Origin of the sequence: Gordonia desulfuricans NBRC 100010 (genome assembly GCF_001485495.1) — a bacterium.
GTDB classification, from domain to species: Bacteria; Actinomycetota; Actinomycetes; order Mycobacteriales; family Mycobacteriaceae; genus Gordonia; species Gordonia desulfuricans.
In genome coordinates this window covers 15,146-28,650 of sequence record NZ_BCNF01000114.1, presented here as the reverse complement: position 1 = coordinate 28,650, position 13,505 = coordinate 15,146, and the positions used below count along the sequence as shown (strand labels likewise).

Genomic DNA, 13,505 nt, shown 5'->3' with positions numbered 1-13,505 from the left:
CACCGCAGTGATCTGGTCCACCTCGTGCGCGTCGGCCAGCTCGGCCAGGGCCAGGGCGTCGCGGGTGACGGCATCGTCGGCGAGGACCACCGTCGCCCCGGCGGCCAGCGCGCCCAGCAGTTCGGTGGTGCCGTCGATGAACGCCACCGACGACTTGGCCAGGACCACCCGGCCGTCCCAGTTCGCGGCCGCCCAGGCCACCCGGTTCGCCAGTGCGCCCGCCGTGCCGAGCACGGCCTTGGGGGTGCCGGTGGAGCCGGAGGTGTAGACCAGATACGCCGAGGAGTCCGGGTGTGTGCCCGACGATGCGACGGGGCCGTCGGGTCCTCGATCGGCCGGCCGGTCCGCGACGTCCGGTGCGGCCGAGAGGAGTTCGGCGGTGGCGTCGTCGAGGACGAGGTCGGGCCGGGAGTCGTCGAGCATGAACGTGATCCGGGCCGACGGGTAGCCGGGATCGATCGGCAGGTAGGTGGCACCCACCCGCAGCACCGCGAGGATCGACGCGACGAGTGCGGCGCCGCGGTGCTGGTGGACGGCCACCACCGATTCCGGCCCGATCCCACGGGTGCGCAGGCCGTCGGCGATCCGGCCGGTCAGCGCGTCGAGATCGGCATATCGCAGGGTGTGCTCGCCGACGATCACCGCGGCCCGATCCGGATCGGCGTCGGTCGCCCGTGCGATCTGCTCGGCCACGGGCTCGAACGGCAGGGTGGGCACGGCGTCGAGTGCGGCGGCACCCAACGGCGGGGCGTCGCTGCGTGGCAGTGTCGCGGCGGTGGCGTCCGGCCGCTCGGGCAGGGCGGTCAGGGTTCGCACCAGCTGCGGCAGCAGCTCGGCACAGGCGCGCTCGGCGACACCGTCGGCGGTGGTGGCCTGCGGGCGTTCCAGCAGGATGCGGATCTGCGGATCATCCTCGACGAGAATGGTTGCCGCATAGCTGTTCTCGTCCTCGATATGCGGCCGGACCGGGCCACGCGGGAAGCTCTCGAAGACGACGACGGTGTCGAACAGCTCGCCCATCCCGAGGGCGCTCTGGATGTCGCCGAGCGGGGTCTGGTGGTGACCGATCAGCGACAGCTGCTCGCGCTGTACGCGGGAGACCAGCGCCGGCAACGACTCTCGTGGATCGAGCACGATCCGCACCGGGATGGTGTTGATCAGCATCCCGACCATCTCGTCGACACGGTCGACCGACGGGTCGCGGCCGGAGACCACCGCACCGAAGACCACGTCGTCGGTGTCGGTGAGATCGGCCAGGACCAGCGCCCACGCCACCTGGATGACGGTGTTCAGCGATGCGCCGTGCGCACGTGCCCACTCGCGCAGCCGCTCGGACTCGTCGGCGCCCAGCCGGTGGGAGATCACCCGGCCACCGGAGGTGTCTGCGCGCCGGGACCGGGCGACGAGGGTGGGGGAGTCCAGACCCGAGAGCACCTCACGCCAGATGCCGAGGTCGTCGGGGCGCCCCTCGCGCCACCGCAGGAACTCGCTCACCGGTGCCGGTGCGGGCAGCGTCTCGCCACGCAGGAGCCGGACGACCTCGTCGAACAGCCGGTGGATCGACCAGCCGTCGAGCGCGATGTGATGGGCGACGACGAGCAGGTGGCGCCGCGGCTGCGCATCGGTGTCGTCGGCGGCCAGGACCGCCCGGAACGGCGGGGGTGAGGTCAGTGCTATCCCGCGGATGCGTTCGCGGCGTCGCAGGGAATCCAGGTCCTCGGCCGTACCGAGGTCGCAGGTCTCCAGGGGAACCTCGACATCGGCGTGCACGCGGGCGACCGGTGCGCCGGTGCGCCGACGGGTGTAGGAGGTGCGCAGGGTGGCGTGCCGGGCCATCACCGTGCCGAGCGCGGCCGTGACACGGGTGGTGAGGTCGGTGTCGACCGGCACGTGCAGCGCGAGGTCGACGTCGGCCAGGATCAGGTACGGATCCGGGGTGCCTGCCGGGCGCGGCCGGGTGGAGTGATAGACGATCGCCTCCTGCAGCCCGGTGAGCGGCAGGACGTCGTCGAGGGCGGGAGCCGCCGGGGTGGAGGTGTCGGTGGTCGTCACAGGAGATCTCCATCGGCCAGGTCGTCGAGCTCGTCGGCACCGATACCCGCGGTGGTGAGCGCGAACTCACCGTCGGCGGGGCGGGCGGCGTCCGGATCGGGTCGTGCCGTCGCGACCGTGGTCGCGACGGTCGCCAATCCGGCGACGGTGGGGTTGTCGAACAATTCGATGGGGGTGATGCGCAGGCCGTCGCGGGCCAGGCGGGTGACCACCCGGACCGCGGTCAGGCTGTCACCGCCGAGGAGGAAGAAGTCGTCGTCGGCACCCACGGCAGGCACCCCGAGAACTTCCGAGAATGCCTGGGCGAGCGCACGTTCGGTGTCGGTGGCCGGTGGCCGTGAGTCGCCGGCCGGGTAACCGAAGACCGGTCGCGGCAGTGCACGGCGGTCGACCTTGCCGTTGGGTGTCAGCGGGAACTCGTCGACGGCCATGACCGCGGCCGGGATCATGTAGTCGGGGAGCCGGTCGGTCAGGTGCGCCCGTAGCTCGCGCACGTCGACCTCGTGGCCCGCGGTCGGCTTGACGAAGGCGACCAGACGTCCGTCGAATGCGGTGGTGACCGCTCGATCGACCGAATCATGCTGTGCCAGTGCGGTGTCGACGTCACCCAGCTCGATCCGGAATCCGCGGATCTTGACCTGGTGGTCGGTGCGGCCAAGGCAGTAGAGGACGCCGTCGGCGCCCCGGCGGGCCAGGTCGCCGGTGCGGTACATCCGTGCACCGGGCGGCCCGAAGGGATCGGCAACGAAGCGCGCGAAGGTGAGATCCGGTTTGCCGTGGTAGCCCCGGGCCAGGCCGTCGCCACTGAGATACAGCTCGCCGACGCGGCCGTCGCCGACCGGACGAAGTGCTGAATCGAGAAGTCGCACACCGGTGTTGGCGATGGGCTCACCGATCGGGACATCGTGACCGGTCAGCGGTGCGGTGGTCGACCAGATGGTGGTCTCGGTGGGGCCGTACATGTTGCGGACGGATGCGGCGTGACCGGCGAGTTCGGCGGCGAGCTCGGCCGGCACCGACTCACCGCCGACGAGGACGTCGACGCCGGCGAGTGCGGATCCGTGACCGGACTCGAGCAGTGCCGACCACAGCGACGGCGTCGCCTGCATGACGTCGACACCGTGCGTGGTGACGATCCGGGCCAGCCGGTCGGGATCGTGGACGTCGTCTGCGGTCGCGAGGACCACCGTGGCGCCGGCGGCCAGCGGTACGAGGGTCTCCAGGATCGCGATGTCGAAGGAGATGGTGGTGACGGCAAGGACGGATCGGCCCGGGCGGTAGCCCAGCAGGTCGATCATGTCCTCGGTGAAGTTCAGCAGGGCCCGGTGGTCGAGGACGACACCCTTCGGGGTCCCGGTCGAGCCGGATGTGTAGATCACATATGCCGGCGAGCGCAGATCGTGCGACGGCACGACGTCACGATCGGCGCGCGACGTGTCGGCGCCGTCGGGCCGGCCGATCGCGATGCCGTCCGGGCCGGGTTCGAGCACCGCGACCGGTCCGGCGTCGGCGAGGGTGGCGGCCAGCCGGTCGGCCGGGAACCCCGGGTCGAGCGGCAGGAACGCCGCACCGCTGCGGTGGACGGCGAGCAGCGCGACGATCAGATCGATCCCGCGTGGCAGCGCCACGGCCACGATGTCCTCCGGGCCCAGCACACCGAGTCGCCCGGCGAGGGCGTCGACGCGGCGGCGCAGGTCGGCGACCCGCACCTGCTCGGCACCGAAGACCAGCGCGACCGTGTCGTCGGGGTGGGCGAGGGCACGGTCGACCAGCCGCGTTGTACCGATCGGCCGGCGGGTGCGCTCGTCGTCGGCGGTGATGGCGGTGGCTCGCGCGCGGTCGGCGGCGAGATGCCATGCGCCGATGGGTTTTCCGGTCAGCTCCGGTGTGGTGGCGACCGCGGTGACCGCCTCGGTGAGTTCGGCGCAGATCTCCTCGACGGCCGCCTCGTCGTACAGCTCGGTGTCGGCGTCGACCATGATCTCGAGATCGCCGTCGATGTCGGCACACGTGATGGCCATGTCGACCACCGGTCCCCGGGCCAGCGACCGGATCGTCGCGGCATGACCGCCGATGGTGACGGTCGAGGAGAACGGTTTGATGTTGAGGGTCGGTCCGTTGGCGCCGTCGACCCCGCGATGTCGCAGGTCGCGGACGATCTGCTCGCCGCGGTAGCGGGCGTGCGGACCCACCGCGCGGATCTGCTCGGTCACGTGCGCGCCGATCTCTTCGAGGGTCGACGATCCGGCCGCGGCGATCCGCAACGGGATGACGTTGACCATGCTGCATGCGCTGGCCGCGGCGGGTGATCCCAGCCGGTTCATCATCGGGAAACCGAGGATCACGTCGTCGGTGTCGGCGCGACGGGCGCAGAACGCCGCGACCACCGCCGTGAGCGATGCCGGTGTGCGGGCGAGGGCCCCGGCCCCGGCGATCACCGATCGGCGGGTGTGGACACGTGCGGCGATCCGGTGTCCGCGGGGGGCACCGGAGAGCGTGAGCGGCCCTGCGACACCGGCCAGTTCGTGCGCCCAGAACTCCTGGTCGTCGGCCCGGGGTGCATCGATGCCGGCGGGCAGCCCGGTGACCGGACGCAGCGCATGGGTGTCGGCGGGGTCGTCGTAGAGCCGCCCGATGCGACGGACGAGCAGGCCCAGTCCGTAGGCGTCGAGGACGAGGTGATGGGCGACGACGAGCAGCCCGGTCGAGGCTCCGGCGGTGAGGATCGAGATCTCCGCGCACGGACCGGTGACCGGATCGATGGGACGACCGACGGCATCGGCACAGTGCTGTGCGAGTGCACGGGGGTCGGCGCCGAGATCTATGTGGCGCACCGGGATCGGGTCGCCGAGTCGATAGTGTGGTCCACTGTCGTCGTCGGTGAACCGCGCGCTCAGCAGGTCGGCCTCGGCGGCGGCAGCCGTCGCCGCCCGTACCAGTCGGGTGGTGTCGGGGGCGGTCGTGAACTCGAGGACCTGACCGATGGTGAAGACCGGTGACGGTCCGATCACCGACTGCGCAACCCACAGGCCCTGGGCCGCCGCGGACGCTGCGAACAGGGGTTCACACGAGGAGACACGGACAACAGACATGGTAAGCGAGCCTACCCTTTGTTTGGCAAGACTCACCAAAGCGGGGGGCTACGCAGAACCGGCGGTCGGGAGCTATATTAGGCCAGGCTAACTTTTGCGTCTAGCCCAGTGAGGCCAATGATACGCCTGGGACCATCTGCCGAGGCGGTCGAGTGTGCAAAGTGCCATCGAGATGATGGCCGACAAGTGAGGAATACGAGATGGCTGCCGGCAACGCAGTGCTGACCCGCGAACGGATCATCGGCGACATCGCCGAGATCCTGGATCTGCACGACACCGAGATCACCGACGAGACCAATGTTCTCGACATCGGACTGGATTCGGTTCGACTCATGTCCCTCATCGAGCGATGGCGCGCGGCCGGGGCGGTACACGCCGATCTGGTGGTGCTCGCCTCCGACCCGGTGGTCGGATCGTGGATTCGAGAACTCACCGAAGGTGCAGGTCAAGCCGCAGGAAACGCCCGATGAGCGGGGTTGACGGCGCGAACGCCGCGACCGGTACCGGGCCTGCGACCGTCGAAGAGGTCGACGTCGTGGTGGTCGGCGGAGGACCCGGTGGATCGACCACCGCGACCCTGCTGGCCAAGAGCGGCCGTCGCGTGATCCAGCTGGAGAAGGAGAGCTTCCCCCGCTACCAGATCGGCGAATCCCTGCTGCCGTCGACGATCCACGGCGTCTGCAAACTCCTCGGGTGTTACGAGAAGGTTCGCGACGCCGGATTCATGCACAAGCGCGGCGGCAGCTTCCGCTGGGGCACCAATCCGGTGCCGTGGAACTTCCTGTTCGCGATCTCACCGGAATTCGCCGGAGAGGGTAGCTATGCCTACCAAGTCGAGCGTATGAAGTTCGACAAGATCCTTCTCGACAACGCGGCCGAGAACGGTGTCGACGTCCGGCAGGAGTGCCGCGTCAACGGTGTCGACACCGACGACTCGGGCCGGGTGGTCGGCGTCCGCTACGTCGATGCCGACCGCACCGAGCACCACATCCGGGCGTCGTATGTCGTCGACGCATCGGGCAACTCGACCCGACTCACCCGCCATGCGGGTGCCGAGCGCGTCTACTCGGACTTCTTCCAGAACGTGGCGGTGTTCGGGTACTTCGAAGGGGGCAAACGACTTCCGGCCCCCGACAGCGGCAACATCCTGTGCGCGGCCTTCGACGAGGGCTGGATCTGGTACATCCCGCTGTCGGACACCCTGACCAGCGTCGGCGTGGTGATCGCCAAGGACAAGGCCAAGGACGTGATCAACGCGCAGGAGGAGACGCTCCTGCAGTACATCGACCGGTGCACGATCGTCCGCGACATGTTGGTCGACGCCACCCGGGTGACCGAGGGAACCTACGGCGAGATCCGTCTGCGCAAGGACTACTCGTATGCCAACACCCGGTTCTGGGGCAAGGGGATGGTCCTCGTCGGCGACGCCGCCTGCTTCATCGACCCGGTGTTCTCCACCGGCGTCCACCTCGCCACCTACTCCGGTGTCCTGGCCGCCCGGTCGATCAACAGCGTGCTCGACGGCACGATGACCGAGGAGCGGGCGTTCACCGAGTTCGAGGGTCGCTACCGCCGCGAGTACGCGGTGTTCTACGAGTTCCTGTCGGCGTTCTACGACATGGAGCAGTCGGAGGACTCGTACTTCTGGAAGGCGCGCAAGGTCACCAACTTCGACCGCACCGACATGGCGGCCTTCGTCTCACTGGTGGCCGGCGGCTACTCGGGTGAGGATGTGCTCACCGACGCCGCGCAGGTCATCGAACGGTTCCGGTCGTCCTCGGACGCGCTGACCGCAGCCGCGGCGAAGACCGGTGGGATGGACACCGATTCGGGCCAGCGCATGGGTCACATGTTCTCCGCCCCGGTGGTGCGTGAGGTGATGGAGGAGATGAACGCGCTGCAGGCGCGGGGAGCGGTGACCGAGGGCGCCACCGAACCGCCGCTGCTCGACGGCGGACTCGTGCCGTCCGCCGACGGACTGGCCTGGGCCGAGCCGGCCGATGTGCACGTCTGAGGTCGCGGCGGACGACGGACCCCACCGGCTGCCGCGGCGGTAGTCGATGCTCGGACATCTCGCCCTGGTCCTGCTGGCGGCGCTCGTCTGCGGCATGATCGCGCGGCGGCTGGGAATGCCGGCGATGACCGGGCAGCTGGCGGCCGGGGTCCTGCTCGGGCCGTCGCTGCTCGGCACCGTGCTCCCGGAGTCGCTCGACTTCGGTGACGGTGACGATCTCCCGCTGGTCTCGGCGGTCGGCACCCTCGGGGTGGTGTTGCTGGTCGGCCTCGCCGCGGTCGACCTCGACGGCCCCTTCCTGCGCCGACGGGTCAAGGTGGTGGCGTCGGTCGGCCTGGGATCCTTCGCGGTCCCGCTGGCCACCGGCGTCGGCGCAGGCCTGCTCATCCCGCAGGCGATGCACGGCGAGTCCACCGGCACCACGGAATTCGCGCTGCTCCTGGGCACCGCGCTGTCGGTGAGCGCGATCCCGGTGATCGCGCGAATCCTGACCGAGCTCGATCTGCTCCGCAAGGAGATCGGACAGCTCACGCTGGCCACCGGAACGCTCACCGACATCGCCGCGTGGGTCATCCTCGCCGTGGTGTCGGCCATGACGACGTCGGGCCTCGGCGGCGGCCGCCTGCCCTTGACCCTCGGCGCCCTGGTCGGGGTGCTGGTGGCCACCGCTGTCCTGCGGCGACCGGTCAGCCGCGCACTCGATCGGCTGGAGTCCTCACGACACGAGGGTCAGACCGGCGGGATCGTCGTGCTGATCCTGATCGCGTGCGCGGCGATCACCGGCGCGCTGAACCTGGAGCCGGTGCTGGGTGCATTTCTCGGTGGCGTGATGATCGGCCGCCGTGGCGACGCGGTACTGGCGCCGCTGCGCGCGGTCACCACCTGGGTGCTCGCCCCGGTCTTCCTCGCGGGTGCCGGTCTGCACCTGGACCTGCATCTGATCGCCGACCCGGTGGTGGCCGGAGTGGCGGCGGCGGTGGTGCTCGCGGCGGTGGTGAGCAAGTTCGTCGGCACCTTTGTCGGTGCCCGCGTCGCCGGGGTTCCCCGATGGGACTCGGCGGCGCTCGGTGCCGGGCTCAACGCGCGCGGGGTCGTCGAGATCGTCATCGCGACCGCCGGTCTGCACATGGGTGTCTTCAGTGCGGAGATCTACATGATCGTCGTGCTGCTCGCCGTGATCACGTCCATCATGGCGGGCCCCTGGGTGGCCTTCTGTGTCGCACGCGGGGCGCACGCCGGACCGAGGACCGACATCGACGATCCCGACGGTGCCGATCTCGACCGTGCCGATCTCGACCGTGCCGATCTCGACCGTGCCGATCTCGACCGTGCCGATCTCGACCGTGCCGACGAGGCCCCGGTTCCGGCGGTGCGAACTACCGAAGGCTGAACGCGGAGAGGATCGCCGCGAACTTGGCCTCGGTCTCGGCGACCTCGGCGGCCGGATCGGACTGCGCGACGATCCCGCCGCCGGCCCAGGTGGTGATCTCACCGTCGGCGGCGACCTCCGCACAGCGGATCGACACCATCCACTCGCCGTCGCCGCCGGCGGGCGCGGACTCCGACCAGCCGACCGCGCCGGCATAGAAGCCCCGCGACCCCTCGGTGGCGAGGATGTGGTCACGCGCGGGCACGGTGGGCGTGCCGCAGATCGCCGGTGTCGGGTGCACCGCGATCGCGAGGTCGAGAGCGGTGACCGAGGCGTCGGCCACCGTCGCACGGATGGGGGTGCCGAGATGCCACATCGACGGTGTGGACATGATCACAGGCTCGTCCGGGATGTCGAGTTCGGCACACAGCGGTGCCAGTGAACTCCGCAGCGAATCCACGACATACCGGTGCTCGTCCAGATCCTTCTTCGACACCGCAAGTGCCCGACCGCGTTCGGCGTCGACCACCGGATCCGGATGCCGTGCCGCCGAGCCCGCCAGCGGATGTGCGGTGACCAGTGAGCCGCTCTTGCGGATCAGTACCTCCGGGCTGGCCCCCACCAGATGGGCGCCCCCGTGGCCGGGGGCCGAGGACAGGTCGGTGACGAACACCGAGCCCCGGGGATCGAGGGTGCGCAACCGGGCGGCGAGCTCCCACGGCGTCATCGCCGACTCGGTGCGCAGCCGCAGGGCGCGGGCGAGGACCACCTTCTGCAGCTCACCGGCCGGGTCGGCCAGCCGTTCGACGGCGGCAGCGACCCGACGTCGGTGATCCTCCGGTTCGGGGTCCCGGCGCTCGATCCGCGCCGCGGGGGAGCCGCCGTCGGTGGTCGGAAGCCACGGTCCCGAGTTCTTGACCCACCGCTGCGGTGCGGTCAGTGCGACGGGGTCGCGGGGATCGAAGGGAAGGGCGCCGACGACGGCGTCGACGGAGCCGTCGCGGAGGGCGGCACAGGCATCGGCGGGGTCGTCGAAGACGGTGTGACGACCAGTGCCTAGGACATGATAATCGTTGCGGCAGAAGAGGAATCCGTCCAAGTCATCTGGGGTTGTGTGGCCGGGACGTGCGGCGGGTGAGGCCGTCGCATGGGTATCGGCCGGCGCGACGATCGGAGATTTCATCTCGTGGCAGCTCCTGACGAGGACACCGGGCGCAGACGGGATCGGCGGGCGGTGTCGGGAATCCTGGTGTGGATGCCGGGTTCACTCCCAGCAACTCCTTAGGTTAGACTTACCTAGACGATGACCGGCCATCGGGCCGGGAGTTCCCACGGTGGTGAGTTCATCCCGCGAGGGCGAGCATCGCCGATCGACCCGTCGGACACAGCAGATGAATCCGGCTCCACCAGGCCGACGAACAAGCGCCGGTGTCAACGCAGAGGAGTAGCGCGTGCGCAGTGACAGTTCCACGTTGGACGTGGTGGGAATCGGATTCGGCCCATCGAATCTGGCGTTGGCCATCGCCATCGAGGAACACAACGCCACCACCACCGGTCAGCCCTTGTCGGCCCGTTTCCTGGAGCGCCGCGACCGCTTCGAGTGGCATCCGGGAATGCTGCTGCCGGGGGCGACGATGCAGGTGTCGTTCCTCAAAGACCTCGTCACCCAGCGCAACACCTCGAGCGGTTTCTCGTTCCTGAGCTACCTCGCCGACCGCGGCCGGCTCGCGGACTTCATCAACCTCGCCACCTTCTTCCCGCTGCGCTCGGAGTTCCACGACTACCTGCAGTGGGCCGCCGCCCGCGTGCAGACGCCGGTTCGGTACTCGACCGAGGTCCGTTCGGTCCGATGGAATGACGGCGCCTTCGAGATCGAGACCGGCCAGGGTGTCGAGCGAGCACGAAATGTGGTGCTCGGCGGCGGCATTCGCGGCAAACTGCCGGCCGGGGTGGTGGCCGGTCCGCGTGTCTTCCACAACCACGACCTGCTGCCCCGACTCGCAGCGCTGCCGCCCGCGACCCACCGTCGGTACGCCGTGATCGGGGCCGGACAGAGCTCCGCGGAGGTCGCCGGATACCTGCACGATCAGACCGGCGCCGAGGTCCACGCGATCTTCTCCAAGTACGGATACACTCCCGCCGACGACAGCCCCTACGCCAACCGGGTCTTCGATGCGTCGACGGTCGACGAGTACTTCGCGGCCGCACCCGAATGGCGTGAGCGGTTCCTGACCTACCACCGTAGTACCAACTACTCCGCGGTCGATCCCGATCTGATCGCCGAGCTCTACCGCCGCGAGTACACCGAACGTGTCAGCGGGGAGCGGCGACTGTTCGTCCACGGTGCCACCGAGGTGGTCGACATCGTCGAATCCGACGACACCGTCCACATCCGCGCGGTGAACCGGATGACCGGGGAGGAACTCGAATTCGATTGCGACGCCGTCGTTTTCGGAACCGGTTTCGAGCCGACGCCGGTGGCCAACCTGCTCGGCGACCTCGCCTCGCAGTGTCACGCCGATGTTCACGGCCGTCCGGTTCTCGATCGCAACTACCGGCTCGGCACCGATCCGGAGATCACCGGATCGATCTTCGTGCAGGGCAATTCCGAACACACCCACGGCCTCACCTCGACGCTGCTGTCGAATGTGGCGGTGCGCTCGGGAGAGATCGTCGACACCCTCGTCGCGGCCGGCGACCCGAACAGCGCCCTCCGATCGGTCGGAGCCGAGTTCGAGGCGTCCAAGGTGACCACGCGATAGACGTGGCCACCCCGGACGCCCCGGGGCCGGTCAACGACCGACGACCGCCGACAACGTCTCACCCAGCAGGGTGACCCGCCCGGGCACATGCCCGTTGGCGGGGGCGTTGACCGTCACGCCGTCCACCCCGGCGGCGAGCAGCTCCGCGTACCGGGCGGCCACCTCGTCGGGCGATCCGACGATGGTGGACGCGCTACGCACCTGCGCGCGCGGGTTCCGTTGCAGGTACGCCTCGAACTCGCGGACGGCCTCCTCGTGCGTCGGCGCCACACATGCCGTGGTCTGCAGGCTGACGGTGATCTCCGAGCGATCACGTCCGAGTGCCTCACAGTGTCCGGCCAGGGCATCGAGCTTGCGGCCGATCTCGTCGCGGCCACAGATCAGGTTCGACTCGTCGGCATACTGCGCCACCATGCGCAGGGTCTTGCGTTCGCCGCCGCCGCCGATCATCACCGGGATCCGGCCCAGCGGCGCAGGCGAATTGATCGCATCGGTGACCCGATAGCGCCTGCCGTCGACGGTGGGTCGCTCACCCCGCAGCATCGGCAGGATGATCTGCAGGGCCTCCTCCAGCTTCTCGAACCGGTCGGTGAACGTCCCGAACTCGAAGCCGAGGGCGTCGTGCTCGAGTTCGAACCACCCGGCCCCGATCCCGAGCTGGGCACGTCCGCCGGAGACCACGTCGAGTGCGGTGACCGTCTTGGCCAGCAGCGTCGGATTGCGATAGGTGTTCCCGGTCACCAACGCCGACAGCCGCACCCGCGAGGTGTGCTGGGCCAGTGCCGACAACAGCGTGTAGCACTCGATCATCGGCTCGTCGGGCTCACCGAGGATGGGCAGCTGATAGAAGTGGTCCATCACCAGGACCGTGTCGAAGCCGGCGGCCTCGGCCTCGACCGCCTGCGCGGTGACGGTGGGGAAGAGGTCTTCGGGTGCGATGTCGGGGTAGGTGAAGTTCGGGATCTGATATCCGAGGAGTGTCACCTCCTCGACGCTAGCGCGCGCCGAGGCGGCGGGCCAGCGAACCGACCGTCTCGATCAGCGCATCGAAGACCGCATCGACGTCGGTCGACGTCGCGATCGCGACATTCGGGGCACCATCCCACATCCCGCGTTCGTCGGCGACCGTCGTACCGCGGGTGAGCGTGCCGCCCAACTCCACCGCCACATGTGCCCCGACGGTCTCCACGAGCGTCGGATCGAGCGCCACCATCGCCGCGAACGGATCGTGCAGGTGCGCGATGTAGCCCTCGTCGTGGGCTTCGTGGAACTCCAGATAGAAGCGCAGCGCGTCGACGAGATGCCGGATGATCTCGTTGCTCGCCACCGATCTCAGCCCCCGCCGGTCGGACGGGTCCGGACACTCCAGCGGTGTGCTGCCGGCCGCCGCGGCCAGCCGCACGATGTGGTCGGGTGTGGTGACGATCTGCTCGGTCAGGTCGAGTGCGCACACGATCGGATTCGGGGTGCCGTCGGCGGCGAACGCGGCGAACACCTCCGCCGCGGCCTCCGGGTCCACCGCCACATTCCATTCCGAGGTCGGCGTGGTGTTGCCGTGGACGTGGAAAGCGCCGCCCATGATCACCAGGCGACGCAGACGGTAGGGCAGGGACCGATCGCGGCGTAGCGCGGTCGCCAGGGACGTCGACGGGCCCGTCACGAGTCCGACGAGTTCCCCTGGATGGGCCAGGCTCGCCTCGATCCACGCGTCGGCCGCATCGGTCTCGGCCGCCGCCATGGTGGGCGTGGGCAGCTCGGCGTAACCCACCCCGAGCGGACCGTGGGTGTCCTCGGTGGTCATCAGGTCGGCGACCAGCGGACCATCGGCGCCGCGGTACACCGGGATGTCGGTGCGCCCGCACAGCGACAGCCACGACAGGTTGTTGGCGGTCACCACGTCCACCGGCACGTTGCCTGCCGTGGACGCCACGCCCACCAGATCCACGTCGTCGCGGCCGAGGAGATAGAGCAGGGCCACCGAGTCGTCGATACCGGTGTCGCAGTCGTAGAACAGGCGCTGTGTCACCGCACCATTGTTTCCCGGGGCCGGATCGGCCCGCACGCCGGACCGCCGCGGCGGCGGGTGATCTCGCCGACACCGGCGATCTCCGTGCGTCCGGCAGGGTGATCCGGGCGGAGACGGCGACCGCGGGGAGGGGTGGCGCCAACCGCATCACGGGCGAAAAGTGAAGGCCCCCAGCATTTCTGCTGGGGGC

General features: G+C 69.6%; 9 protein-coding genes. 4 read left to right on the top strand and 5 right to left on the bottom strand.

Annotated features, from left to right (window positions below):
- A partial coding sequence (locus GD1_RS17815) for a condensation domain-containing protein (protein WP_157079537.1) occupies positions 1 to 2,052 on the bottom strand: 2,052 nt, incomplete at its 3' end.
- Positions 2,049 to 5,144 (bottom strand): non-ribosomal peptide synthetase, encoded by a 3,096-nt coding sequence (locus tag GD1_RS17810; RefSeq protein ID WP_059038614.1) that lies wholly within the window; start codon positions 5,142 to 5,144, stop codon positions 2,049 to 2,051. The genes GD1_RS17815 and GD1_RS17810, both read right to left, overlap by 4 nt.
- Positions 5,145 to 5,344: 200 nt before the next feature.
- On the opposite strand from GD1_RS17810, the gene GD1_RS17805 reads away from it, so the two are divergent.
- From GD1_RS17805 to GD1_RS17795, 3 genes are read left to right on the top strand one after another with little or no spacing between them, the layout of a single operon-like run.
- The gene (locus tag GD1_RS17805; RefSeq protein WP_059038613.1) at positions 5,345 to 5,614 is read left to right on the top strand and encodes a phosphopantetheine-binding protein; all 270 of its coding nucleotides are present in this window, start codon (positions 5,345 to 5,347) and stop codon (positions 5,612 to 5,614) included.
- Positions 5,611 to 7,158: a tryptophan 7-halogenase gene (locus tag GD1_RS17800; RefSeq protein ID WP_059038612.1), complete on the top strand. Its 1,548-nt coding sequence runs from the start codon at positions 5,611 to 5,613 to the stop codon at positions 7,156 to 7,158. The genes GD1_RS17805 and GD1_RS17800 overlap by 4 nt, the downstream gene beginning before the upstream one ends.
- A 46-nt stretch (positions 7,159 to 7,204) precedes the next feature.
- Positions 7,205 to 8,548, top strand: a complete 1,344-nt coding sequence (locus GD1_RS17795; protein ID WP_083534349.1) for a cation:proton antiporter domain-containing protein — start codon at positions 7,205 to 7,207, stop codon at positions 8,546 to 8,548.
- Here GD1_RS17795 and GD1_RS17790 read toward each other — a convergent pair.
- A complete protein-coding gene (locus GD1_RS17790; RefSeq protein WP_059038611.1) occupies positions 8,535 to 9,710 on the bottom strand; it encodes an isochorismate synthase in 1,176 nt (391 codons plus the stop codon). The genes GD1_RS17795 and GD1_RS17790 overlap by 14 nt on opposite strands.
- A 268-nt stretch (positions 9,711 to 9,978) precedes the next feature.
- On the opposite strand from GD1_RS17790, the gene GD1_RS17785 reads away from it, so the two are divergent.
- The gene (locus GD1_RS17785) at positions 9,979 to 11,289 is read left to right on the top strand and encodes a lysine N(6)-hydroxylase/L-ornithine N(5)-oxygenase family protein (RefSeq protein ID WP_059038610.1); all 1,311 of its coding nucleotides are present in this window, start codon (positions 9,979 to 9,981) and stop codon (positions 11,287 to 11,289) included.
- Between the two features lie 30 nt (positions 11,290 to 11,319).
- On the opposite strand, the gene GD1_RS17780 is transcribed toward GD1_RS17785, so the two are convergent.
- Positions 11,320 to 12,273, bottom strand: coding sequence for an LLM class F420-dependent oxidoreductase (locus GD1_RS17780; RefSeq protein ID WP_059038609.1), 954 nt, complete (start codon positions 12,271 to 12,273; stop codon positions 11,320 to 11,322).
- Positions 12,274 to 12,283: 10 nt separating this feature from the next.
- Complete coding sequence (locus tag GD1_RS17775; RefSeq protein ID WP_059038616.1) at positions 12,284 to 13,315, bottom strand: nucleoside hydrolase; 1,032 nt, start codon at positions 13,313 to 13,315, stop codon at positions 12,284 to 12,286.
- Positions 13,316 to 13,505: the final 190 nt, after the last annotated feature.